This window comes from Microbacterium sp. Clip185 (genome assembly GCF_028743715.1).
Lineage (GTDB): Bacteria > Actinomycetota > Actinomycetes > Actinomycetales > Microbacteriaceae > Microbacterium.
This window is the reverse complement of the sequence record NZ_CP117996.1, coordinates 1,430,738-1,454,737: the sequence shown is the minus strand read 5'-3', so window position 1 is coordinate 1,454,737 and position 24,000 is coordinate 1,430,738. Positions and strand designations below refer to the sequence as shown.

Below are 24,000 nucleotides of genomic sequence, written 5' to 3'. Positions count from 1 at the left end.
CGGGTACCTGCAAAGGAACCCGCGTTTCTTGTCGCATGACATCCATACCCCCGTCGGGGAGATTGGCAGGATAGAACGGTGATCATCGGTCTCTTCCCCGGGCAGGGTTCCCAAACGCCCGGGTTCCTCTCCCCCTGGCTGGAGCTGGACGGCGTGGCCGCCCGGCTCGACGAGCTCTCGGAGGCCGCCCAGGTCGACCTGGCCGCGGCGGGGACCGAGTGGGATGCCGACGCGATCCGTGACACCAAAGTGGCGCAGCCGCTCATCGTCGCCGCCAGTCTGATCTCGTGGCACGCGCTCGTCGCACGTGCGGCCGGTCTTCCGGCCGGCGTCGCCGGGCACTCCGTGGGCGAGGTCGCCGCTCTCGCCGCATCCGGCGTGATCGACGACGTCTCCGCGCTTCGTCTGGTCGGCGTGCGCGGACGCGCGATGGCGGACGCGGCAGCGCAGGCCGAGACCGGCATGAGCGCCGTCCTCGGCGGCGACGAAGAAGCCGTCCTCGCCCGCCTCGCCGAGCTGGATCTCACCCCCGCCAACTACAACGGCGGCGGCCAGATCGTCGCAGCCGGCGCCGTCGGCGCACTTGCCGAACTCGCCGCCGAGGCCCCTCGCGGCACCCGCGTCATTCCTCTGCAGGTCGCCGGAGCGTTCCATACGCGGTACATGCAGCCCGCTGTCGAGGCGCTGGCGGGTGCGGCGGCAGAGCTCACCGCCTCCGACCCGACGCTGACGCTCTGGACGAACAAGGACGGCTCCGAGGTCACCGACGGCGCGAGCGCGCTGGACCTGCTGGTCGGCCAGGTCGCCTCTCCCGTGCGGTGGGACCTGAACATGGCGGCTTTCGCGGAGGCGGGCGTCACCGGCCTCATCGAGTTCGCTCCCGCGGGCACCCTCACCGGTCTCGCCAAGCGCGGACTGCGCGGCGTCCCCGCCGTCGCCGTCAAGACCCCGGACGACCTGGATGCGGCCGTCGCACTGCTCTCGGAGGACAACGCATGACCGCCCCGACCCTGCGCCAGACCACCGGCCCGCAGTACACGCGCATCCTGTCCTACGGCGCTGCCCGCGGCGAGAACGCGGTTCCCAACGACGACCTCATCGAGCCGATCAACTCGAGCGACGAGTGGATCCGTCAGCGGACCGGCATCGTCACGCGCGTGCGCGCCAACGCGACCACGAGCGCCACCGACCTCGCGACGACCGCCGCGAAAGAGGCCGTCGAGCGATCCGGTGTCTCCCCCGAGCTGATCGACCTCGTCATCGTCGCGACGATCAGCAACGTCCGCCAGACACCCTCGATGTCGGCCGTCGTCGCCGATCGGATCTGCGCGAACCCCGCGGCCGCCTACGACTCGAACGCCGCGTGCGCGGGCTTCACCTACGGTGTCGCCCAGGCAGACGCGCTCATCCGGGCGGGCGTCGCGCATTACGCGGTCGTGATCGGTGCGGAGAAGCTCTCGGACGTCGTCGACCCCACTGACCGGACGATCTCGTTCCTCCTGGGCGACGGAGCCGGCGCTGTCGTGATCGGCCCGAGCGACACCCCGGCCATCGGACCCACGATCTGGGGATCCGACGGCTCGAAGGCGGATGCGGTGGGCATGGACGCGACGCTCGTCGAGTTCCGCGACGGCACCTCGCCGTGGCCGACCCTCCGACAGGAAGGCCCCACCGTGTTCCGGTGGGCCGTGTGGGAGATGGTGAAGGTCGCACGTCAGGCGCTCGAGGAGGCCGGCGTCACCGCATCCGATCTGGCCGCCTTCGTGCCGCACCAGGCGAACATGCGCATCATCGACGAGTTCGCGAAGCAGCTGGGTCTGCCGGACACGGTCCTCATCGGTCGCGACATCGAGACGACGGGCAACACCTCCGCGGCATCGGTTCCCCTCGCCACCCATCGTCTGCTCGAAGAGCACCCCGAACTCAGCGGCGGCCTCGCGCTCCAGATCGGCTTCGGCGCCGGTCTCGTGTTCGGCGCACAGGTTGTCGTGCTCCCGTGAGCCGAGACCCCGCGCCTCTAGACTGATTCGCGGTCAACGCCCCCAGCCATATCGAACAAGGAGACATCATGGCTTTCACCACTGACGAGGTCCTCGCCGGACTCGCCGAGCTCATCACCGACGAGACCGGCATCTCGGCCGACGAGGTCGCCCTCGAGAAGTCCTTCACCGACGACCTCGACATCGACTCGATCTCGATGATGACCATCGTCGTCAATGCCGAGGAGAAGTTCGGCGTCACGATCCCCGACGACGAGGTCAAGAACCTCAAGACCGTCGGCGACGCCGTCACCTACATCACCTCGAACCAGGCGTGACCCCCTGCGGTGGGGGCGCCACGCCCCCACCGCCACCCCGACTCGGAGACCGAACATGAGCACCGCCCGCATCGTCGTCACCGGCATCGGAGCCTCCTCCCCTCTCGGAGGAACCGCGCCCGAGAGCTGGTCCGCCCTGCTGAACGGAGAGTCCGGTACGCGCACTCTCGAGCACGACTGGGTGGAGCAGTACTCCCTCCCGGTGACCTTCGCCGCCGAGGCGAAGGTCCGCCCGGAGGAGGTGCTCGAGCGGCCGATCGCCAAGCGTCTCGACCCATCTTCGCAGTTCGCCCTCATTGCGGCCAAGGAGGCCTGGGCGGACGCCGGCGCGCCCGATGTCGCCCCGGAGCGTCTGGGCGTCGACTTCGCGACCGGAATCGGCGGCGTCTGGACCCTTCTCGATGCCTGGGACACCCTCCGCGAGAAGGGCCCCCGTCGCGTCATGCCGATGACCGTCCCGATGCTCATGCCCAATGCTGCGGCCGGCAACCTGTCGCTGCACTTCGGCGCCCGAGCGTTCGCTCGCACGGTCGCCAGCGCCTGCGCCTCCAGCACGGAGTCCATCGTCAACGCGATCGAGCATCTGCGCGACGGTCTCGCCGACGTCGTGATCGCCGGTGGCACCGAGTCCGCCATCCACCCGATCACGATCGCGTCGTTCGCCTCCATGCAGGCGCTCTCCAAGCGCAATGACGATCCCGCCACCGCGTCACGCCCGACCAGCATCGACCGCGACGGCTTCGTCATGGGCGAGGGTGCCGCCGCGCTCATCCTCGAAACCGAGGAGCACGCTCGCGCGCGCGGAGCGAAGATCTACGCCGTCGTCGCCGGTGGCGGTGTGACGGCGGACTCGTACCACATCACCGCCAACGACCCCGAGGGTGCCGGCGCCGCACGAGCCGTGGAACTCGCGCTCACGATGGCCGACGCGTCCGTCGACGACGTGACGCACATCAACGCGCACGCCACCTCGACGCCCGTCGGAGACCCGAACGAGTACACCGCACTCAAGGCCGTCTTCGGCAACCGCATCGACGACATCCCCGTATCGGCGACGAAGGCCTCCACGGGTCACCTTCTCGGCGGCACCGGAGCGCTCGAGGCGATCTTCACGATCCTCGCCATCAGCGAGCGTCAGGCACCGCCCACGATCAACATCACCGAGCAGGACCCCGCCGTGCCCTTCCGCGTTTCCGGCTCGGTCCAGTCGCTCGGAGCCGGCGACCAGCTCGCGATCAGCAACTCGTTCGGCTTCGGCGGACACAACGCCGTCGTCGCTTTCTCGAGCATCTGAGCCTGACGTCGAAAGACCCGGAGAGCAACGCTCTCCGGGTCTTCGTCGTATCGGGCGGCGGTGCGCCTTCCCAGCGCCGGGACCAGGTCGACCGGCATCCGGTAGCAGCGCTCCCGCCGCCCGAGGTCTTGGTCAGCCCACCTTGTGCAACCACACCACGGGGGCGTCGTCGCCGGCCTGGCGGAAGGGCTCCAGCTCTTCGTCCCACGCTCCGCCCAGGGCGACGCTGAGCTCGCGCTGCAGCTCCGCTGCATCTCCCGCGGCGATCTCCATCGCGTAGCGGATGCGATCCTCCCCGATCACCACGTTGCCCGCGGTGTCCGTCTGAGCGAAATGCACCCCCAGGTCCGGCGTATGCATCCAGCGGCCGCCGTCGCTGCGGGCACTCGGGTCCTCGGACACCTCGAAGCGCAGGTGCTCCCAGCCGTGCATCGCGCTCGCGAGTGCCGCACCCGTGCCGTTCGGGGCTTCCCAGTAGAACTCGGCCCTCCGACTCCCCGGCAGGACCGGCTGATCCGACCACTCGAAGTTCACGGCGCGTCCGAGGACACGCCCGACGGCCCACTCGAGGTGGGGACACAACGCGCGTGGCGCCGAGTGGATGAAGACCACTCCGCGCGCCATGTGTGCAGCCATACTCTCTCCGATCATCAGGTGCGTCTTCCCCTACGACCTGACTCGGCGAACGAGCTACGGATATGCGGTTGTCCGGCCATTATCTCCGGCCCAACTGAGAATCACAAGTCTGTAACTCTCTGGATATCGACGCGCCTTCGAGCGTGTCGAGCGTTCTTTCGTCAGCTGTCCGGCGCGCCGGACGGCACAACACGCTTTGCTGAAGAGCGCGTCCGGCCTCGGACGCAGGAAGGGCAGCGCATGATCGAGGCATCAGACCCGGCGACCGTTCCCGCAGCACCCGCCAGGGTGGGGGCACTGGCACCCCTCACCGTGCCGGCGTTCCGCGCCCTGTGGATCGCTGCCCTGATCAGCAACATCGGCAGCTGGATGCAGACGGTGGGGGCGCAGTGGTTCCTCGTAGAACAGCACGGTTCTCCGCTGCTCATCGCCCTCGTGCAGACAGCGAGCGCCGCGCCCGTCCTGCTTCTCGGAATCCCCGCCGGCGTGATCGGCGAACTCCTCAATCGACGCACCCTGCTGATCTGGGTGCAGGCCACGCAGGTCGTCATCGGAGGCGTACTCGTCGTTCTCACCATGACGGGCGAGATGTCGCCCTATCTGCTGCTTGCCCTGACCCTCGTGCTCGGCGCGGCCTCGGCCGTGCAGTTGCCCGCATACGGCGCGATCTCCGCAGAGATCGTGCCGACGCCCTTCATCCCCAATGCGGCATCGCTCAGCTCGATATCGGTGAACGTCGCGCGGGCGATCGGTCCCGCGATCGCAGGCGCCCTGGTCTCCCTGCTGGGAGTGGCGTTCGTCTTCGCGCTGAACGCCGCATCCTTCGCGGTCTTTCTCGTGGTGTTGCTCGCGTGGCGGGGGTACCGACCCCTGCCGCACGGTTTCGAGCCTTTCCTGGACGCCACACGGGCCGGCGTCCGCTACGTGCGAAACGCGGGGATCATCCGAGCCCTCTACCTGCGCCTCGGGCTCTTCATCGTCCCCGCGTCGGCACTGTACGCCCTCCTCCCGCTCCTCGCGACCGAGCGACTGGGACTGGATGCGACAGGCTACGGCGTTCTCCTTGCGGGGGTAGGCGCGGGTTCCATCGTCGGCGCCTTCACCATGCCGCGCCTGCGCGACGCCATCGGCGTGAACCGCACCGTCCTGCTGTGCGCCGTCGTGTTCGGAGCGAGCATGGTCGGGACCGCCCTGTCGCCGTGGGCCGCTGTCAGCGTCATCATCCTCGCGGTCGGCGGCGCCGGATGGATCGGGGTGATCGCAACGCTCAACGGAGCCGTGCAGTCCTTCCTGCCCTCATGGGTGCGCACACGCGGGCTGTCGATCTACCAGATGGTGCTGTTCGGCTCGACTGCGGTGGGTTCCGCACTCGCCGGCGTCGTCGCCGGGTGGACCGGATCGGTCGCCGCCTGTCTCGGCGCGGGTGTCGTCGTCGTCCTCGTCGCGCTCAGCCAGCTCGCGCTCCCCCTCGCACCGACGACCCATATCGCTCGAGGTCGCGGCGAGCTCCCCTTGCCGCAGCTCGAGTCGGACATCGACATCAACGAGAATGCGCAGACCCTCGTCCTCGTGCGCTACCAGGTCGATGACGGGAGCCGGTCAGAGTTCCTCACCCGCATGCAGCTCGTCGAGCACAGCAGACGACGGACCGGGGCACGCAGCTGGACGCTGTACGCCGAGCGCGAGCAGCCGGGAGTGCTCGTGGAGGTCTTCGACGTGGGCAGTTGGCGCGAACACCTGAGTCAGCACGCCGAACGGCTCACGGGATACGACCAGCAGGTCATTCACGACGCACAGACGCTCGCGGTGTCCGTCGACACCGAACACCTGATCGCGACCGGCGCGACGCCGCGTTCAACGCGGTCGTGAGTCACGCTCGGCCGGCCGCTCACCGCGCGAGGGCCGCGTCGAGCAGCTGATCGATGAGGGACGTGTAGCCCAGCCCGACGGCGTCGAACATGCGGGGCACCTGCGAGTGCTCCGTCATCCCCGGTGTGGTGTTCACCTCGTTGAGCACCACACCGCGACCGGTGACGAAGAAGTCGAAGCGTGCGACACCCGCGCATCCGAGCGCGTCGTAGAGACGCACCGCGTCGTGCTCCAGCGCTTCCCACTCGTCCGACGTCACGCGCGCCGGGATGACGAACGGTGCACTGCCGTCATACTTCGCGACCTGGTCGAACACCGCGCGCTCGGCGACGGCGATCTCCAAGGGTTCGCCGACGCGGAGTGCACCCGAACGACCGCGGAAGACGGCGATGTCCACCTCGCGCCCGGTGATGAAGGGTTCGACCAGAACGCTGCTGCCGGCGCAGCGCGCACGTTCGATCGCGACCGCCAGGTCCTCCGCATCCGAGACGAGCGAGACGCCGTTGCTCGAGCCGCCCGACGTCGGCTTCACGACGAAGGGAGCAGCAAGGGGGACGCTTGATACCGCATCACCCGGCTCGATCAGGATTCCTGGAGCCGTCGCCACCCCGAGCGCGCCCGCGACGAGCTTCATCGCCCACTTGTCCATCGCCAACGCTCCGGCACGTACCGGCGAACCCGCGAACGGGACGCCCAGCATCGTGAGAAGGCCGGCGACCGCCCCGTCCTCCCCGTTCACCCCGTGCAGAGCGGGGAAGGCCACGTCGCAGCCGCCGAGAAGGCCGACGGCGTCGGCGGGCGTGAGCGACCGTCCGGCGCGACGCCACTGCCCGCCTCGGTCGATTGTCAGCTCACACACGTCGTCGCCGAGAACTCGCGATGCGCGTGCCACCGCGGCGGCCGACGCGAGCGACACGTCGTGTTCGTCGTTCGCTCCGCCGCCGATGACCGCGACCCTTCGCTGCCGGACTGTCGTCATTCCGGGTTCCTCTCGATGTGTGTTCTTCGGTGCACGCGAGCCACGCGTGCACCGATCCGCGTGACGATCTCGTGCTCGATCGTCTGCGCCCATGTCGCCCAGTCCGCCACCGTCGGCTCTCCTTGTTCGCCGGGACCGAAGAACGTCGCGGTCTCCCCCGGCGTCAGAAGGTCGTCACCGGTATCGACCACAACCATGTCCATGGAGATCAGCCCGACGATCGGGCGACGACGACCCCGCACGAGGACCTCCGCCCGGTGGGAGGCCGCACGCGGCAGCCCGTCCGCGTATCCCAAGGGAAACAGTGCGAGGTGTGTCGGGCCGTCTGTGGTGAAGCAGCCGCCGTAGCCGACGCTCACTCCCGATCCGACCCGACGCGCGCTGATGACCGGAGCGTGCAGGGAGAGCGCGAAGCGCAGCGCACTCGAGGTCCGCGAGGGATCGATCCCGTACAGGCCTGCTCCGATGCGGTGGAGATCGTGGTCGCCGCCGGCCCCCGTGATGGTCGCCGCCGTGGCGGCCAGATGAGTGACAGCCGGCGCGAGGCCCCTGTGCCGAGCGCTGCGGATCGCCGCTCCGAAGAGAAGCCGCTCGCGGAGGTTCTGCGGATTCTCTGGACGATCGGCGCACGACATATGCCCCATGACGCCGACGACCCGCACGTGCCCCTCGCGCTCGGCCATCCGGGCGAGTTCGCAGAGGCTTCGCCAGTCGGATGCGGGGGTGCCATCACGGCTCATACCCAGGTCGACATGCAGGTGCAGGCGGGCCCGGCGGCCGAGGTGACGCGCAGCCTGCACGATGGCATGCAGGCCGTCGGCGCTGGACACGCCGAGGTCGATGCGCTCCGACACAGCCGCGTCGAAGTCGGCGTCGACGGGATTCAGCCAACTCAGGATCGGCACGTCGGGCCGAGCTCGTCGAAGCACGAGCGCCTCGTCGATCGATGCGACGCCCAGCCAGGTCGCCCCCTCGTCGACCACCGCGGACGCAAGGGAGCCGTGCCCGAATCCATCGGCCTTGAGCACCGCCATCAACCGGTCCCGCGTGCAGCGGGCGAAGTAGCGCACATTGGCTCTGATCGCGTCCTCGTGCACGCGCAGTTCCGCGCCCGAACGGACTGCGTCAGCACGGGGACGGGAGGCGGATGACACTCTCAGAGTCAATCCATACGCCCGTCATAGGACCGTATGGAGTTTCCGATACGTCCTCGATAAGCGAGGCTTCGCCGATGCATCCCGATCCTGAGCACCGGTCCCCTAGGGTGAGGGGATTCCACACCTGCCGCTGGGGTCGGGTACGCGGAGAAAGGAAGCTCATGGGTGTCACATTCCCCTCGGGATCGATCACGGTGCGAACCGCAGCGGATGACGTCGTGATCCTGCACATCTGCGATCTGTGCGGGGCGGTCGTCGCGGTAGCCGAAGACACCGATCTGGCGTACCACAAGCGTTGGCACCGGACGACCGGCTCCGGCAACTGGATCGACCCGGAGACCGGCCGTCTCCACGGCCAGGGAAACACTGCCCGTCCGGGAGGGTCACCGATCTGAACAGTCGATGACAGGAGTAGGGCGGGTGGGACTTGAACCCACGATCGTCGGGTTATGAGCCCGCTGCCTTGACCAGCTTGGCCACCGCCCCCCGTGCCGAAAAGCCTATCGCGGCGGAGCGCTGTCTCCGCGGCTGCCTCGCTGGAGGGGGAGCTCCTGGCTGTCGCTGATGACCTGCGGATGATTGCGAGTCAGTGAGAACACGCCGTAGACCGCGATGAGACCGGCGACGACGAAGCCCGCGATCGCCCAGACACCCGCGGTGGCCGCTTCCTGGAGGATGACGAGCCCGATGACGACAGCGACGATGGGGTCGATGACGGTGAGCCCCGCGATGACGAGGTCGGGCGGCCCCACGGAGTACGCGGTCTGCACGAAGTAGGCACCGAGCGTGACGGCGACCAGCAGCCCCACGAGGCACAGGATCGAGAGCCAGCCGAAGTCGCCCTCCTGAATGTTCTTGATCACGACCTTCGCGAGGGTGGCGACGAACGCGTAGAGCACCCCCGCCGCGACGATGTAGAACAGCGGGCGCGCGTGCTTGCGCATCCACAGCCACCAGGAGAGCGCGGTCAGGATGACGACGACCGCGAGCAACCCGAGGATGGTCAGGAGCTCGGACTGCGAGATCGGCTGCTCCGTCGCGACGAAGGCGGCGATGGTGACGAAGATGAGGATTCCGCCCACGCACGCGATGATCGAGCGCACCGAGGCTTTCGTCGGCTTGTGTCCGGAGATTCTCGCATTCAGCAGCGTGGTGATCACGAGCGACACCGCTCCGAGAGGCTGCACCAGGATGAGCGGCGCGAAGGCGAGCGCGATCAACTGACAGGTGATGCCCAAACCAAGCATCACCGTTCCGGCGACCCACGACGGCCGTCGCAGAAGCTGCAGGAGCTGACCGCCGCTGAGTCCGCTCGCGCCTGACGCGTTGGCGAGGCGTTCGACCTTGACCACGCCGCGGTGCTGGTACTGCGCTCCGAGCGACATGAAGACCGCGCCGAGCAGTGCGATCGGGATGCCGATGAGGATGCCCGGGTCACGGAAGACGCCGACGAGATCGTCGGCGACATCGTTGAGGATCACTTCCGCTGGGAGCACCCTATGACCCTAACGTCCGACGTGCGCTGGGTAGGCTCTGACACGTGGCTGTCCTTCCGATTCGCATCATGGGCGATCCCGTCCTCCACTCTCCCGCCGCCCCCGTCGAGGAGGTGACCGACGAGATCCGCACCCTGGTCGCCGACATGTACGAGACCATGGATGCCGCGCCCGGCGTCGGTCTCGCCGCGCCTCAGGTCGGTGTGGGCCTGCGCATCTTCACCTACACGTACCAGGACGACGACGGCTCCCCGTGGCGCGGCGAGATCATCAATCCCGAGCTGTGGATGACACCGCTCATCCCCGGAGAACCCGACGAGGACGAGGAGTCCGAGGGCTGCCTCTCGTTCCCGGGCGAGCGCTTTGCGCTCCGCCGATCGGAGCGGGTGCGTGTGACGGGAACCGACCTCGAAGGGCGTCCGGTCTCGATTGAGGTCGACGGCTGGCGCGCCCGCATCCTGCAGCACGAGTTCGATCACCTCGACGGCATCCTCTACATCGATCGCCTCAGCGACTCAGACTGGAAGACGACCCAGAAGATCGCCCGCAAGCGCGGATGGGGGCGCCCGGGAGCGTCCTGGCTCCCGGGCGTCGACGACCTCGAAGGCTGAGCCTCACGCTCCTTCGGTGGGCGCCTCAGCCGCGGGAGCCGCGGGCGGTGCCGGCGGCGTGTGCTGTGCCTGCTGAGGCTGGGCCGGCGCAGCGGCCTGCAGCTGCTCACCCATCGCCTGTCCGACGACGCGACCCTGGATGATCTCGGCGAGGTCGAGGCCGGTAGCGACCTTGACCGCGTCGAAAGTGGCGCGCAGCCCCTGCGCGGACTCCGCCGCCAGGTGGCTGCTGGCGCCCTCGCCGCCGAGGACCGTGACCGAGCCGACCTTGTCGTACCCCTTCGCAAACTCGGCCATCATGGGCACGAGCGCCTCAAGAGCGCGCTGCGCGAGCAGTGCCTGCTGGTTGCGGCTCAGCGCCTCCGCTTCCGCCTGGATGGCCGCGGCACGCGCCTCACCCTCGGCGCGGATGGCGTCGGCTTCCGCGTTGGCACGCAGCCGCGTGGCGGCCGCATCCTGCTCGGCGATCTGGGCCTGAGCCTGAGCCGCCTTGACCTTGGCGTAGGCGTCGGCGTCGGCCGCGCGCTCACGCTCGTAGAGGTTGGCGTCGGCGACCTTCTTGATGTCGGCATCCAGTCGGGCCTGCTTGTTCTCGGCCTCCTGGAGGAGAACCGCCTGCTGCCGCTCGGCGCGGGCCAGCGCCTCGGCCTGCTCGGCCTCGGCGTTGGCTCGACCGACCTCGGCCTGCGCAGCTGCCGTGTTCTTGTCGAGCGCGGTCTGCTCGATCAGGTTGGCTTCCTGGGTCGCAATCTGACGGGCGCGGATCTCACGCTCGGCATTGATCTTGGCAACCTCCGCCTCGCGCTTCACGCGCTCGACCTCGGTGGCGCCGAGCGCGGAGATGTAGCCGTTCTGGTCCGTGATGCCTTGGATCTGGAACGAGTCGAGGATGAGCCCCTGCGACGACAGGTCGCTCTTGATGCCTTCGGCGATCTGGTCAGACAGACGCTGGCGGTCGCGCATGAGCTCTTCCACCGTCAGCGTCGCGACGACGCCGCGCAGCGCACCCTCGAGCTGTTCGGTCGTGAACTGCTCGATGGCCTTGTCCTGCGAAGCGAAGCGCTCGGCCGCGCGGCGGACGGATTCGGGGTCGGATCCGATCTTGACCAGCGCGACACCGCTGACGTTGACCGTGACGCCGTTGGAGGACTGCGCCGTCGGCTCCATCTTGATCTGGCGGGCGCGCAGGGAGATCATCTCGCCGCGCTGAGTGAGCGGGTTCACGATCGCGCCACCACCGGTGATCACCGTGATGCGCGAGTCGCCGCTGGTGCTCCGCTGCTTCTTACCCACGATCACGAGAGCCTCGTCGGCCTTCGCCACCCGGTACCAGGCGCGGATGAGGATCAGAACGATCACCAGGACGACGACGAGCACGATTCCGCCGACGATGGCCAGCAGCCCCATTGCTCCGAGTGCGGCGATATCCATGTGCATCCTTCCGGTCGCGGCGACGGACGCCTCACCCCGAAGCGTCTCCCCCTCACCCTATCCAGCGGCTATGTCCGTGCCGAGCCGGTTGTGGACGAGCGCAGCAACCCGGTACGCAGACGAGCACGATGCTGTCGCGACCGGTGAAGAGGGCATGAAAAAAGACCCGGGGTGGAAGCCCGGGTCTCAGGTGAGAGCTGCGGTAGATAACGCAGTACTCTCGCTCCCCGGCTTGGACTCGAACCAAGAACCTATCGGTTAACAGCCGATTGCTCTGCCAATTGAGCTACCGAGGAATGCTGTCCTTCTCGCGAAGGCAACCCCCCTATCGTAGCAAACTCCGAGAGCTCACGATGACACCAGGCGGCGATCGGCCGACGCCGAGGGCGTCCACTGCATCTTCTGCACGCCGTGGCCGAAACCGACCGCGTGACCGCCCTGCATCACGAGCACATCGGCGTCGAAGCTCGCGAGCGTCTCCGCTTCGTTCGCCACCAGCAGCAGCGAGGTGCCGCGTTCCCGGCGCCGCGTCTCGAAGGCCGTTCGCACCAGCTCACGCGCCTCGACGTCCAGATTGGCCATCGGCTCATCCGCGACTACGAGACTCGGATCCAGCACGAGGGCGCGGGCGATCGCGACGCGCTGACGCATCCCGGAACTGAGCTCGTAGGGGAACTTGGATGCGGCACCGATACTCAGCCCCAGCTCGTCGAGCAGCGTCACCACCCGCAGCTCCAGTGCCCGCGCGTTGACGCGGCGTGAGCGACTGGTCACAGGCTCGGCGACGATCTCGGCGACGGTGAGCCGCGGCGGAAGTTGCGCCCCGTCCTGCTGCCCGAGGTATCCCGCGAAAACCGGCAGCGCTCGCCGCCGACGACCGCCGTGGCGCACGGAGACCCCTTCGACGACGGCATCCCCGCCGACGACCTGGACGCCGTCATCGGCATGCCCGGCCAGAACGGCTGCAAGGGTCGATTTCCCTGACCCTGTGGAGCCCACCAGGATGAGGGCGGCGCCCCGCTCCACGCGGAAGGAGATCCCGTCGATCACCCGCTCGTCGCTGCCGGCGTGAGCGAGCGAGATGTCGCTGCAATCGATGCTGAGCGCGGCCTGATCCATGCAGTCATCCTGCACGCTGCGCGCCGCAAGCGCTACTGATCGAGGGTGAGGCGCAGCCGCGCCGCGTCCAGCTCACGCAGCCGCAGCCGGACCTCTCGTCCCTCAGGCGAGTCGGGCGCGAGTCGCTGGATGTCGCCCACCAGCTCCTGCTTCTGCCGGTCGATCGCGCGCAGTCGGATACGCAGCGCCAGGTCGCGGGCGGAGATCACCGCGTGCTCCTCGTCGCGCGCGGGGAACTCGCCCGTCAGCAGCTCTGCCGCGAGCGATCGATAGGGCTCTCTCACGGCGTCGACCGCAGCCGCGGCCCAGCCCGGACGGGAGTGGTCGGGAACGGCCGCGATGCTGGATCTGACCGCTTCGAGCGCCGGATGCTGGAACGTCTCGTCGAGCGCCGCGCGCAGCTCCGCGGGGTCGAGGCGATGCCCGTACTGCAAGAAGCCCATGACCGCATCACGTTCCAGGTCGGCGGAGCGCGGGAGCGAGGCGAGCGTGACGCGCACGAGAGGAGGTTGGGGTGCGTCCGCCTGCGGCGACGGGCTCGGCGCCAGCTCGGGCGTGCCTGCGGCGCGCGAACGCTGGCGCGCGACCTCACGATGCACGTCCTTGAGGTCCTCGCCGAGCCGCCGCGCGAGGACATGCTCGTAGCGACGACGCAGCGGTTCGTCGCGGATCTCCGCCAGGAGCGGAGCGGCGAGGTTCAACCCGGCGAGACGGCCTTCGACCGTGCGGAGGTCCAGACCCGCGAGGCGTTGATCGATGACGAACTCGAACATGGGCACCTTCGTGTCCATCAGCGCGCGCACCGCGCCGTCTCCGCGAGCCAGACGCAGATCACAGGGATCGAGATCCGCCGGCCCCACGGCCACGAAGCTCTGCACGTTGGCAGTGCGGGTCTCGGCGAATGCACGCACCGCGGCCTTCTGGCCCGCCGCATCCGGGTCGAAGGTGAAGACGATCTCCGCGGCCGCATCGTCGCCCATGATGCGGCGCAGCACCTTCATGTGCTCGGCGCCGAAGGCCGTGCCACAGGTGGCGACCGCGGTGGTGAGCCCCGCCAGGTGGCACGCCATGACGTCGGTGTACCCCTCCACGACGATGACGCGGCGCTTGTCGCCTCGGGCGATATCGCGCTTGGCGAGATCGATGCCATACAGCACCTGCGATTTGCGGTAGATCGGCGTCTCGGGCGTGTTGAGGTACTTCGGCCCCTTGTCGTCCTCGAGCAGGCGACGGGCACCGAAGCCGAGCACCTGACCCGTCACATCGCGGATGGGCCAGACCACGCGGCCGCGGAACCTGTCATAGACGCCGCGCTGCCCCTGGGACACGAGGCCCGCCGTCAGCAGCTCCTCCTTGGTGAAGCCCTTCGCCGTCAGAGCGTCGAGCATCCCCGACCACCCCGGCGGCGCGAAGCCCACGCCGAAGTGCGCGGCCGCACCCGCATCGAAGCCCCGCTCACCCAGGAAGCGGCGCCCTACCTCGGCCTCGGGCGTCAGCAGCTGCGCACGGAAGAAATCCGCAGCCGCGGCGTTGGCCGCGTACAGGCGAGCGCGTCCCGAGGTCTCCGGCGCGGCACCGCCCTCTTCGTAGTGCAGTGTGTAGCCGATGCGTCCGGCAAGACGCTCGACCGCCTCGGTGAACGTCAGGTGGTCCATCCGGCGGAGGAATGTGTACACGTCGCCGGACTCGCCGCATCCGAAGCAGTGGTAGAAGCCCACCTGCGGTCGCACGTGGAAGCTGGGGCTCTTCTCGTCGTGGAACGGACACAGTCCCTTGAGCGAACCCACACCCGCCGACTTGAGCGCGACGCGCTCCCCCACGATGTCGGCGATGTTCGTCCGGGCCTTCACCTCCTCGACGTCGGCCTGCGCGATGCGCCCCGGCATCAGAGTCCCTCGAGAGGCTCGGGAAGCGCGTACAGCGAACGGGCGATGGCTCGCCCTCCCGGCATCCAGACATCGAGCGTCTCGGTGTCGATCTCTCCCACCAGTCGGTGATGCCACCCCAGGGCGAAACGATCGGTGAGACTCGCGACCTGATCCACGACGACACGACGGCGCGCGCTGTCGGACTCCGCGCGAGCGAAGTCCTCCGCGTGCAGCGGGTCGAGATGCTCAGGCGCCTCCCACAGCGCTGTCGCGAGGCGCTTCAGCAGACGGCGCTGTTCCCGGTAGAGACCCTTGCGCCCCTCGATCGTGACCACGAACGCCCCGATCGTGCCCTTGAGCACGGCCATCTCGGCCTCGACCACCCTCGGGACGACGACGTGGCCGTTGTACCGCGTCAGCGCCGGCGCATCGTACGCCTCCCGTGTCGCCGCCGTCGCGGCGCGGGCGAAGCGGCCGATCAGGTCCGAGGTGAGGTTCTTCAGGCGCGCGTGCGCCGCGCGCGTGCCGTCGAAGGACGCGATCCACTCGGGAAGGCTCGTCAGGCGGTAGAGGGCGTCCTCGAGCTCATCGCGCGTGAAGTCGTAGCCGACCCAGGTCTGGATGGCGCTCAACAGTGCCGTGTGCTGGCGCGGGTCCGACAGGCGCTCGGGATCCAGATAGCCGTTGATGACGGCGTCCTCGAAGTCGTGCACCGAGTAGGCGATGTCGTCGGAGAGGTCCATGACCTCCGCCTCGATGCAACGCACCCGTCCCGGCGCGCCCTGACGCATCCAGCGGAAGACAGGCTCGTCATCGGGGTAGACACCGAACTTGAGCCTTCCGCCCGGATCGGGCACCGGGCTGTCGATCGTCCAGGGGTACTTGCAGGTCGCGTCGAGGCTGGCGCGCGTCAGGTTGAGCCCGTAGCTGCGTCCGTCGGGCGAGATCACCTTCGACTCGAGTCGGGTCAGGATGCGGAGGGTCTGCGCGTTGCCCTCGAAACCCCCGATGTCCTCGGCCCAATCATTGAGCGCACGCTCGCCGTTGTGTCCGAACGGCGGATGACCGAGGTCATGGCTCAGGCACGCCGTGTCCACGACATCCGGCGCGAGCTGAAGGGCCGTCGCGAGCTCGCGCCCGACCTGCGCGACCTCCAACGAGTGCGTCAGACGGTTACGCGCGAAATCAGCGGGGCTCGCGGGCGAGAGCACCTGCGTCTTCGCCGCCAGTCGACGCAACGAGGCGGAGTGGAGGACGCGCGCACGGTCGCGAGCGAAGTCGTCGCGCTGTGAGCGGTGCTGTTCCGAGAAGAAGCGTTCGGCGTCGCTCGCCTCGTAGCCGTCGGGGCGCGTCCCCGTCACGGAGTGTTCAGCCGCCACTGTGGTCGAGCTCCGCATCCGCCAGTGCGCCGGCAGCATCCGTCGCCAGCTCTCGGTTGTCGAGCCATCCCTCGGGAAGCGCCGGGCGCTTCGGGGTTCCCGCGCGACCGCGCTGACCCTCCGCCGCCTCCCCCGGGTACGGCGCGTCGAGCTCCAGCGTCCCGAGCAGATCGTCGATCTCCTGCAGCGACGAGGCGGTCGCCAGCCGCGCGCGGATGTCGCCTCCGACCGGATAGCCCTTGAAGTACCAGGCCACGTGCTTGCGGATGTCGCGGCATCCGCGGTCCTCATCCTCGAAGAACTCCACCAGCAGCTCGGCGTGACGGCGGAACGCTCCAGCGACGAAACCGAGAGTGGCATCGACGGGGTGGGTTCCCGCACCGCCGCCGAAGGCACGGGCCAGGTCCCCGAAGAGCCATGGCCGCCCGAGGCACCCGCGCCCCACCACGACACCGTCGCAGCCGGTCTCCTCGACCATGCGCACCGCGTCCTGTGCCGACCAGATGTCGCCGTTGCCGAGCACCGGCACGCTCGTGATGGTCTGCTTCAGCGTGCCGATCGCATCCCAGTCCGCATGGCCCGAGTAGAACTGCGACGCGGTGCGCGCGTGCAGCGCGATCGCGGCGACCCCCGCATCCTCCGCGATACGAGCCGCGTCGAGATAGGTGAGGTGGTCGTCGTCGATGCCCTTGCGCATCTTCACCGTCACCGGAATGTCGCCCGCGCCGTGTACCGCAGCGCGCACGATCTCGCCGAACAGCCCGCTCTTCCAGGGCAGAGCCGCTCCCCCGCCCTTGCGGGTGACCTTGGGGACGGGACAACCGAAGTTCAGATCGATGTGATCGGCGCGATCCTCGTCGGCGAGCAGCCGCGCCGCGGCTCCCACCGTCGCCGGATCGACACCGTAAAGCTGCACAGAACGCGGCGTCTCGGATTCGTGATGGCGGATGAGGCGCATCGTCGTCTCGTTGCGCTCCACCAGAGCGCGTGAAGTGATCATCTCGCTCACGTAGAGACCGGCCCCGTACTCGCGGCACAGCCGACGAAACGCCGTGTTCGTGATACCCGCCATGGGCGCGAGAACCACCGGCACCTCGACCTCGATGGGGCCGAGCCGCAGGGGGCGCGCGGGGGCGATTGTCGTGGTCACCAAATCATTCTCCCAGACCGAGAGGCCGCCCGGCGGCGTACTGTAAGGCTCATGAGCGTGACCACCGCCGACGACCTGCGCAACATCCCCTTCACCGCCGCAGACGGCAGCCAGAAGACCCTCGCCGACTACGGCCAGAACGTCCTCATGATCGTCAACGTCGCCTCTCGCTGCGGCCTCGCGCCGCAGTACGAGCAGCTCGAAGAACTGCAGCGCACGTACGGCGAGCGGGGCTTCACCGTCCTCGGATTCCCCTGCAACCAGTTCATGGGCCAAGAGCCCGGATCCGTCGAGGAGATCCTCGAGTACTGCTCGACGACGTGGGGCGTCACGTTCCCCGTGAACGACAAGGTCAAGGTGAACGGGCCCGGCGCCGCTCCTCTCTACAAGGCGCTCAAGCGCGCGAAGGACGAGGAGGGCAAGCACGGCCCGATCCTCTGGAACTTCGAGAAGTTCGTGCTCACCCCCGCAGGAGACGTGCACCGGTTCCGCCCGACCGTGAAGCCCGACGATCCGGCGATCGTCGAGGTCATCGAGCGGAACCTGCCCGCCTGATTCAGGCCGTCTCGGCGCCCTGTCGCTCCGCCCACACCTGGCGTGCGATCTGTGCGAATGCCTCAGGGGGCTGTGCTCCGCTCACGCCGTAGCGCTCGTCGATCACGAAGAACGGCACGGCGTTGATCCCGTACGCCGTCGCCTGCGCCTTGTCCGCCTCAACGGCTTCGAGGTACCGGTCGCTCTCGAGGGCCTCGCGTGCGGCCTCCGCATCCAGCCCCACCTCGGCGGCCAGCGCGACGAGGTCGTCCACGCGGCCCACGTGGTGGCCCTCCACGAAGTAGGCCGACATGAGACGCTCAGTCATCTCCCGCTGGAGACCCTGCTCCTTGGCGAAGTGCAGCAACTGGTGCGCAAGCACCGTGTTCGTGTGCTGCAGTTTCTCGAAGTGGTAGTCCAGGCCCGCCTCCGCGGCGACGCCCGTGACGCGGTCGAGCATCTGGCGCACCTGATCGTGCGGCATCCCCTTGTACTCCGCGAGGAAGTCGACCTCGTTCCCATGGAAATCGACGGGCGTGTCGGGTGAGAGCTCGTACGAGTGGAAGGTCACCTCCACCCGCGGGGCGTCTTCGTCATCCGCGGTGGCCTTCAGTCCGGCCTCGAGATTGCGCTTTCCGATGTAACACCACGGGCACGCGATGTCACTCCACACGTCGATACGAATCGGGTCTGTCATGACGGGAGCAACGGTCGGCCGGCCCGCACTATTCCGAGCTCGCGCACGCGGGCGCGACCAACACTGAGAAGGTGTGAAGAATGACCTCACGAGCACCGGACGCTGTGCGAGACTTCTGTGGGCTGCCGTGGGGGTATGCCGGCACCTGAGCATCATGGGGAAAGCACGTGGGGACCCGAACCGTGGCGCGTGACGCGCGCCACGCACGCCGACACCGCCGTCGCACGATCATCTGGGTGAGCTCGCTCATCGCCGTTCTGGCAGTGGGCGCGACCACCGCGGCCGCGGTCGTCCTGCCGCAACTGCCGCCGTCCTTTCCGTTCGCGGCGGAGCAGACGCCCAGCTCGTCACCGACCGAGGCGGCGTCACCCGACCCGACACCGTTGCCCACACCGGTGCAGACACCGGACACTCCTCCGCCCCCGCCGACGCCGGCCTCTCCGCTCGCGCTGCCGTGCGACACCACGACTCTGATGTCGGTCTGGGCGCACCAGGACGACGACCTGATCTTTGCGAACCCCTCCCTGCAGGAGGCGGTGAGCAACGGCGAATGCGTGCGCACGCTCTACCTGACCGCCGGCGACGCCGGCAAGGGGACGAACTACTCGCGTTCGCGCGAACTGGGCATCCTGCGTGCCTACAACACCATGCGCGGCGCGCAGGCGTTCTGGGACGAGAAGAGCGTGACCACGCTGTCCGGAGCCCACGTCACCATCTTCTGCCGGCAGGGCGACCCGAAGCTGAGCGTCGCGTTCCTCCGGCTTCCCGACGGCGGCCTCGACGCGGGCGGGTTCGTCGCCACCGGCCACGGGAGCATCCCGCAGCTCGAGTCCGGCGCGATTCCTGCGCTCGCCCCCATCGACGGCGGACCACCGCTCACGGCCGCGGTGCTGCAGCAGACCGTGGCCGAGGCCATCTCGGCGTGGGCTCCCACCCGGCTCTTCACCCATGTGCCCGCGAACTCTCCCCTGACCCAGGGCGACCACCCGGACCACGGCGCGACCGGCGCCATCGTGCGTGCCGCGGCGCAGAGCGTCGGCTACCCGACCGACGCGATCCGATACTTCGTCGGCTATCCCTCCCAGAACCTGCCGGTGAACGTGGACGGCGACATCCTCAGCCGGAAGGTCGACACGTACCGCGTGTACGCGAAGGAGGACCCGGTGATCGCCTGCGCCGACAATGCCGCCTGTCTCGCCCGCAAGGGATTCGGCGCCTGGCTGCAGCGCTCCTACCCGAAGACGGACGCCGAGCTCGGTATCGGCTGAGACCGCATCACGCGCGCGGCGCGTCGACCGCGCCGCCGAACCGGCGATCCCGGCCGAGGTACATGTCGATCGCCCGCCACAGATCGCGGCGGCCGAAGTCGGGCCAGAGCGTATCCAGGAACACGAACTCGGCGTAGGCGGATTCCCACAGCAGGAAGTTCGAGGTGCGCTGCTCACCGCTGGAGCGCACGAACAGGTCCACATCGGGCATGTCCGGCTGGTAGAGCCGACGCTGAACGAGCTTCTCCGTGACGGCGGAGGGCCGCAGCCGCCCCGCCGCGACATCGTCCGCGATCGATCGCATCGCATCGACCAGCTCCACCCGACCGCCGTAGTTGACGCACATCGTGAGCGTCAGCACCGTGTTGTCGCGCGTGAGCTCCTCCGCGTACTGGAGTTCCTTGATCACCGAGCCCCACAGCCGCGGCTTGCGTCCGGCCCACCGCACCCGCACACCCCACTCGTTGAGCTGGTCGCGTCGACGGTGCAGCACATCGCGGTTGAAGCCCATGAGGAAGCGCACCTCGTCGGGCGAGCGACTCCAGTTCTCCGTCGAGAACGCATAGACCGAGAGGTGGGTGACGCCGGCCTGGATGGCTCCGGCGACCACATCCAGCAGCGCCGCCTCCCCCGCTTTGTGACCCTCGACCCGAGTGAGCCCGCGGCCGTTCGCCCACCGCCCGTTGCCGTCCATCACGATCGCCACGTGACGCGGAACCGTGCCGCGCCGGTACTCGGGCGGGTACTCCCCTGTCCAGTCGACGGGTCGGTACGGCACCGCATCCCGGTGCGTGTAGGGCTTCGGGCTCATCGGGCTCTTTCCACGTGGGACAGGGATCGGATGCCGCGCTCGAGATGCCACTGCGCGTAAGCGGCGACGAGCCCGGAGGCCGAGGCGTGCGTGCGCTCGCTCGCGGCGTCCACGCTGCCCCAGTCACCGGTCAGCAGCGCACGGAGATGCCCCGTGGTCTCGACGTCGACACGCGCGGATCCTGCCGGGGCGCAGGAGGCACACACCATCCCGCCGGCCTGCGCGACGAACGCGCTGTGGGGCCCCGGTGCGCCGCAGCGGGCGCACTCGTCGAGACCGGGGGCCCAGCCCGAGAGTGCGAGGGCACGCAAGAGGTAGGAATCGAGGATGCTGCGCGGTGCGTGATCGGCGCGAGCGAGCGCTCGCAAGCCTCCCACGAGAAGCAGGTAGTGCGACGAGGACGCCTCCGCGTCGCCGAGCCGGTCGGCCGTCTCAGCCATCGCACTCGCGGCGGTGTAGCTGTCGTAGTCGCCGGCGATGTCGGCACCGTAGGTGCCCAGCGACTCGGCTTGCTGGACGATGTCGAGCGAGCGTCCTGCGTACAGCTGGACGTCGGCGACCATGAACGGTTCGAGCCTCGCGCCCAGCCGCGACGACGTGCGGCGCACGCCTTTCGCGACGGCGCGGATCTTGCCGGTGCGGCGCCCGAGCATGGTGACGATCCGATCCGCCTCACCCAGCTTGTGGGTGCGCAGGACCACGACCTCGTCGCGATAGGTGGGCACACTCGATTATCCCGCGCAGCAGAGACAATGGATGCGTGACCGAGCCGCTCTTCGTGATCCCCCTGTGGGCCGATCTCACCGCCGTCGCCCTCGGAGGGGTGCAGGGCGCGCTCTTCGCGTCCGGCTTCCGCGGCCAGCGCCGCCTCGATCTGCTCGGCGTCGCCATCATCGGCATCCTGTTCGGCATGGGCGGCGGTCTGATCCGCGATCTGCTGCTGGGGGTCGCCCCCGCCACCCTCCAGAGCGACTGGTATCTGCTCACGGCGATGGCCGCGTCCCTCATCGGGATGCTGCTGGCCGGACTCTTCCAGCGCCTCAATCGGGTCATCGTCTCGCTCGATGCGTTCGTCATCGGGCTCTTCGGCGCCTTCGGCACGAGCAAGGCGCTCGCTCTGGGACTCCCGGTCGTGCCCGCGGTCTTCGTGGGCGTCTGCGCGGCCGTCGGGGGTGGTGTGCTGCGCGACGTGATCATGGGACTGCCGGTGGCCATCATGCATGTCGGGTCGCTCTACGCCGTGGCCGCAGCCGCCGGCTGCGTCGTCCTCGCGACGCTCGACGCGTTCGGCGTGAACCTCGTCGCGGCAGCGATCGTCGGGATCGCGGTGACGACCATCATCCGCATCCTGGCTGTGATCTTCGACCTGTCCCTACCGGAGCAGCGGATGCTGTACCGCCGCAAGGTCGCCGTCGAGACCGCGGCGATCCCGATCGTGCGCCCGGCCGCCGAGCCCGAATAAAGCACCGCGAGACTGCACTTCTGTCACGAGATCACGGGTAATACCCGTGATCTCGTGCGGGAGATGCAGTCTCGCGGTGGAGGGATGCGGGATCAGGCGGTCGCGACCAGCTCGCGCTCCCGGGTGCGGATCGCGCGGTTGACGCTCGAGACGACCGCCTTCAGGCTCGCCGTCGAGATGTCGCCGTCGATGCCGACGCCCCACAGGCGCTCGCCGTCGACCTGCAGCTCGACGTAGGCCGCCGCCTGCGCGTCGCCGCCGGCGCTCATCGTGTGCTCGACGTAGTCGTACAGCGAGATGTCGAAGCCGCGAGAACGCAGGATCTCGAGGAAGGCGGCGATGGGACCGTTGCCGTTCCCTGTCGCATCCTCGACCGTGTCGCCGTCGCGCAGGCGCACGTTGAGCTCGACGTCGCCGGTCATCTCGCTCGAGGTGCGCGTTCCGAGAAGCTCGAAGCGGCCCCAGCGCGCGTCATCCGACTCCGATGGCAGGTACTCGTCGGAGAAGACCGACCAGATCTGGTCGCTCGTCACCTCGCCGCCTTCGGCGTCGGTCTTGGCCTGCACGACACCGGAGAACTCGATCTGGAGCTTGCGGGGCAGATCCAGCGCGTGGTCGGTCTTGAGCAGATATGCCACCCCGCCCTTGCCCGACTGCGAGTTCACGCGGATGACCGCCTCGTAGGAGCGCCCCAGGTCCTTCGGGTCGATGGGCAGGTACGGCACGGCCCACTCGATCTCGTCGACAGAGACACCGCGCGAGGCGGCCTCGGCGGCCATCGCCTCGAAGCCCTTCTTGATCGCGTCCTGATGCGAGCCGCTGAACGCCGTGAAGACGAGGTCGCCGGCCCACGGACTGCGCTCAGGAACCGGCAGCTGGTTGCAGTACTCGGCCGTGCGCTTGATCTGGTCGATGTCGCTGAAGTCGATCTGCGGGTCGATGCCCTGCGTGAACAGGTTGATACCCAGGGCGACCAGGTCGACGTTGCCGGTGCGTTCTCCGTTGCCGAACAGGCAGCCCTCGATGCGGTCCGCGCCGGCCATGTAACCCAGCTCCGCCGCAGCCACGGCCGTACCGCGGTCGTTGTGCGGATGCAGCGAGATGATGACGTTCTCGCGGTGGTTCAGGTTGCGCCCCATCCACTCGATCGAGTCGGCGTAGACGTTCGGAGTGGCCATCTCCACCGTGGCGGGCAGGTTGATGATGACCTTGCGCTCGGGCGTGGGCTCCAGGACCTCGAGCACGGCGTTGCAGATCTCGGCCGCGAACTCGAGCTCGGTACCCGTGTAGCTCTCGGGCGAGTACTCGTAGTACACCGCAGTCTCCGGGATGCGCTTCTCGTACTCGCGGCACAGCCGGGCGCCCTCGAGCGCGATGTCGATGATGCCCTGCTTGTCGGTGCGGAACACGACCTCGCGCTGCAGCACGCTCGTGGAGTTGTACAGGTGGACGATCGCCTGCTTCGCCCCCGCGATCGCCTCGTAGGTGCGCTCGATCAGGTGCTGGCGGGCCTGCGTCAGTACCTGGATGGTGACGTCGTCAGGGATGAGGTCCTTCTCGATCAGCTCGCGCACGAAGTCGAAGTCTGTCTGGCTCGCGCTGGGGAAGCCGACCTCGATCTCCTTGTAGCCCATGCGCACCAGCAGGTCGAACATGACCCGCTTGCGCTCCGGGCTCATCGGGTCGATCAGCGCCTGGTTGCCGTCGCGCAGGTCGACCGCGCACCAGCGCGGCGCCTGGGTGATGCGCTTCGAAGGCCAGGTGCGATCGGTCAGGTCTACGCGGATCTGCTCGTGGAAAGGACGGTACTTGTGCGTCGGCATGCCGGACGGCTTCTGAGTGTTCTCCATGGCTGCTTTCCTCGTCTGATGATGCGGGCCGTCGACGAGCTCCGCGACGAGAAGGGCCCTAGAACGAGGTCT

At 68.5% G+C, this 24,000-nt stretch carries 23 protein-coding genes and 2 tRNA genes; 10 read left to right on the top strand and 15 right to left on the bottom strand.

Annotated elements, in window-relative coordinates; translation table 11 throughout:
* The first annotated feature begins 78 nt into the window (after window positions 1-78).
* The 4 genes from PQV94_RS06980 to PQV94_RS06965 all read left to right on the top strand — a co-directional run bounded on the left by PQV94_RS06980 (window position 79) and on the right by PQV94_RS06965 (window position 3,611).
* The gene (locus PQV94_RS06980; RefSeq protein ID WP_274288037.1) at window positions 79-999 is read left to right on the top strand and encodes an ACP S-malonyltransferase; all 921 of its coding nucleotides are present in this window, start codon (window positions 79-81) and stop codon (window positions 997-999) included.
* On the top strand, window positions 996-2,000 hold the full coding sequence (locus tag PQV94_RS06975) for a beta-ketoacyl-ACP synthase III (protein ID WP_274288036.1): 1,005 nt from the start codon (window positions 996-998) through the stop codon (window positions 1,998-2,000). Before PQV94_RS06980 ends, PQV94_RS06975 begins: the two co-directional genes overlap by 4 nt.
* A gap of 68 nt (window positions 2,001-2,068) precedes the next feature.
* The gene (locus tag PQV94_RS06970) at window positions 2,069-2,317 is read left to right on the top strand and encodes an acyl carrier protein (RefSeq protein ID WP_019182110.1); all 249 of its coding nucleotides are present in this window, start codon (window positions 2,069-2,071) and stop codon (window positions 2,315-2,317) included.
* 55 nt (window positions 2,318-2,372) lie between these two features.
* On the top strand, window positions 2,373-3,611 hold the full coding sequence (locus PQV94_RS06965) for a beta-ketoacyl-[acyl-carrier-protein] synthase family protein (RefSeq protein ID WP_274288035.1): 1,239 nt from the start codon (window positions 2,373-2,375) through the stop codon (window positions 3,609-3,611).
* A gap of 132 nt (window positions 3,612-3,743) precedes the next feature.
* Here the strand turns inward: PQV94_RS06965 and PQV94_RS06960 are convergent, their stop codons facing one another.
* Window positions 3,744-4,247 (bottom strand): DUF3145 domain-containing protein, encoded by a 504-nt coding sequence (locus tag PQV94_RS06960; protein ID WP_274288034.1) that lies wholly within the window; start codon window positions 4,245-4,247, stop codon window positions 3,744-3,746.
* A gap of 240 nt (window positions 4,248-4,487) precedes the next feature.
* On the opposite strand from PQV94_RS06960, the gene PQV94_RS06955 reads away from it, so the two are divergent.
* Window positions 4,488-6,116: an MFS transporter gene (locus tag PQV94_RS06955; protein WP_274288033.1), complete on the top strand. Its 1,629-nt coding sequence runs from the start codon at window positions 4,488-4,490 to the stop codon at window positions 6,114-6,116.
* Window positions 6,117-6,135: 19 nt separating this feature from the next.
* Here the strand turns inward: PQV94_RS06955 and PQV94_RS06950 are convergent, their stop codons facing one another.
* Together PQV94_RS06950 and alr are read right to left on the bottom strand one after the other, a co-directional pair.
* Window positions 6,136-7,095, bottom strand: coding sequence for a D-alanine--D-alanine ligase family protein (locus PQV94_RS06950; protein WP_274288032.1), 960 nt, complete (start codon window positions 7,093-7,095; stop codon window positions 6,136-6,138).
* Complete coding sequence (gene alr / locus PQV94_RS06945; RefSeq protein ID WP_274288031.1) at window positions 7,092-8,249, bottom strand: alanine racemase; 1,158 nt, start codon at window positions 8,247-8,249, stop codon at window positions 7,092-7,094. The genes PQV94_RS06950 and alr overlap by 4 nt, the downstream gene beginning before the upstream one ends.
* 164 nt (window positions 8,250-8,413) lie before the next feature.
* Between alr and PQV94_RS06940 the strand changes: the two genes are divergently transcribed.
* Window positions 8,414-8,647, top strand: a complete 234-nt coding sequence (locus PQV94_RS06940; RefSeq protein WP_274288030.1) for a histidine ammonia-lyase — start codon at window positions 8,414-8,416, stop codon at window positions 8,645-8,647.
* A gap of 17 nt (window positions 8,648-8,664) precedes the next feature.
* Here the strand turns inward: PQV94_RS06940 and PQV94_RS06935 are convergent.
* Both PQV94_RS06935 and PQV94_RS06930 read right to left on the bottom strand, forming a co-directional pair.
* Window positions 8,665-8,738, bottom strand: a tRNA-Ile gene (locus PQV94_RS06935).
* A gap of 14 nt (window positions 8,739-8,752) precedes the next feature.
* Window positions 8,753-9,748: a DMT family transporter gene (locus PQV94_RS06930; RefSeq protein ID WP_274288029.1), complete on the bottom strand. Its 996-nt coding sequence runs from the start codon at window positions 9,746-9,748 to the stop codon at window positions 8,753-8,755.
* A gap of 44 nt (window positions 9,749-9,792) precedes the next feature.
* Here PQV94_RS06930 and def point away from each other — a divergent pair, with 44 nt between their 5' ends.
* Window positions 9,793-10,359 (top strand): peptide deformylase, encoded by a 567-nt coding sequence (def, locus tag PQV94_RS06925; protein ID WP_274288028.1) that lies wholly within the window; start codon window positions 9,793-9,795, stop codon window positions 10,357-10,359.
* Window positions 10,360-10,362: 3 nt separating this feature from the next.
* Here def and PQV94_RS06920 read toward each other — a convergent pair whose 3' ends face one another.
* From PQV94_RS06920 to dusB, 6 genes are all read right to left on the bottom strand, one after another.
* Window positions 10,363-11,790: an SPFH domain-containing protein gene (locus PQV94_RS06920; RefSeq protein WP_274288027.1), complete on the bottom strand. Its 1,428-nt coding sequence runs from the start codon at window positions 11,788-11,790 to the stop codon at window positions 10,363-10,365.
* Between the two features lie 223 nt (window positions 11,791-12,013).
* Window positions 12,014-12,086: transfer RNA gene (locus PQV94_RS06915), tRNA-Asn, on the bottom strand.
* A gap of 52 nt (window positions 12,087-12,138) precedes the next feature.
* On the bottom strand, window positions 12,139-12,909 hold the full coding sequence (locus PQV94_RS06910; protein ID WP_274288026.1) for an ATP-binding cassette domain-containing protein: 771 nt from the start codon (window positions 12,907-12,909) through the stop codon (window positions 12,139-12,141).
* A 32-nt stretch (window positions 12,910-12,941) separates the two neighbouring features.
* On the bottom strand, window positions 12,942-14,795 hold the full coding sequence (dnaG, locus tag PQV94_RS06905) for a DNA primase (protein ID WP_274288025.1): 1,854 nt from the start codon (window positions 14,793-14,795) through the stop codon (window positions 12,942-12,944).
* On the bottom strand, window positions 14,795-16,174 hold the full coding sequence (locus PQV94_RS06900; RefSeq protein ID WP_274288235.1) for a deoxyguanosinetriphosphate triphosphohydrolase: 1,380 nt from the start codon (window positions 16,172-16,174) through the stop codon (window positions 14,795-14,797). The genes dnaG and PQV94_RS06900 overlap by 1 nt, the downstream gene beginning before the upstream one ends.
* The gene (gene dusB / locus PQV94_RS06895) at window positions 16,146-17,306 is read right to left on the bottom strand and encodes a tRNA dihydrouridine synthase DusB (protein WP_274288024.1); all 1,161 of its coding nucleotides are present in this window, start codon (window positions 17,304-17,306) and stop codon (window positions 16,146-16,148) included. The genes PQV94_RS06900 and dusB overlap by 29 nt, the downstream gene beginning before the upstream one ends.
* A gap of 51 nt (window positions 17,307-17,357) precedes the next feature.
* Here dusB and PQV94_RS06890 point away from each other — a divergent pair, with 51 nt between their 5' ends.
* Window positions 17,358-17,861, top strand: a complete 504-nt coding sequence (locus tag PQV94_RS06890) for a glutathione peroxidase (protein WP_274288023.1) — start codon at window positions 17,358-17,360, stop codon at window positions 17,859-17,861.
* A gap of 1 nt (window position 17,862) precedes the next feature.
* Here the strand turns inward: PQV94_RS06890 and PQV94_RS06885 are convergent, their stop codons facing one another.
* On the bottom strand, window positions 17,863-18,537 hold the full coding sequence (locus tag PQV94_RS06885) for a DsbA family oxidoreductase (RefSeq protein WP_274288022.1): 675 nt from the start codon (window positions 18,535-18,537) through the stop codon (window positions 17,863-17,865).
* 167 nt (window positions 18,538-18,704) lie between these two features.
* Between PQV94_RS06885 and PQV94_RS06880 the strand changes: the two genes are divergently transcribed.
* On the top strand, window positions 18,705-19,805 hold the full coding sequence (locus PQV94_RS06880) for a PIG-L family deacetylase (protein ID WP_274288021.1): 1,101 nt from the start codon (window positions 18,705-18,707) through the stop codon (window positions 19,803-19,805).
* Window positions 19,806-19,812: 7 nt separating this feature from the next.
* Here PQV94_RS06880 and PQV94_RS06875 read toward each other — a convergent pair whose 3' ends face one another.
* Together PQV94_RS06875 and recO are read right to left on the bottom strand one after the other, a co-directional pair.
* Window positions 19,813-20,616, bottom strand: coding sequence for an isoprenyl transferase (locus tag PQV94_RS06875; RefSeq protein ID WP_274288020.1), 804 nt, complete (start codon window positions 20,614-20,616; stop codon window positions 19,813-19,815).
* Window positions 20,613-21,341: a DNA repair protein RecO gene (gene recO / locus PQV94_RS06870; protein WP_274288019.1), complete on the bottom strand. Its 729-nt coding sequence runs from the start codon at window positions 21,339-21,341 to the stop codon at window positions 20,613-20,615. The genes PQV94_RS06875 and recO overlap by 4 nt, the downstream gene beginning before the upstream one ends.
* 35 nt (window positions 21,342-21,376) lie before the next feature.
* On the opposite strand from recO, the gene PQV94_RS06865 reads away from it, so the two are divergent.
* Window positions 21,377-22,078, top strand: a complete 702-nt coding sequence (locus PQV94_RS06865; protein ID WP_274288018.1) for a trimeric intracellular cation channel family protein — start codon at window positions 21,377-21,379, stop codon at window positions 22,076-22,078.
* 92 nt (window positions 22,079-22,170) lie between these two features.
* On the opposite strand, the gene leuA is transcribed toward PQV94_RS06865, so the two are convergent.
* The gene (gene leuA / locus PQV94_RS06860) at window positions 22,171-23,928 is read right to left on the bottom strand and encodes a 2-isopropylmalate synthase (RefSeq protein WP_274288017.1); all 1,758 of its coding nucleotides are present in this window, start codon (window positions 23,926-23,928) and stop codon (window positions 22,171-22,173) included.
* Window positions 23,929-24,000 lie beyond the last annotated feature (72 nt).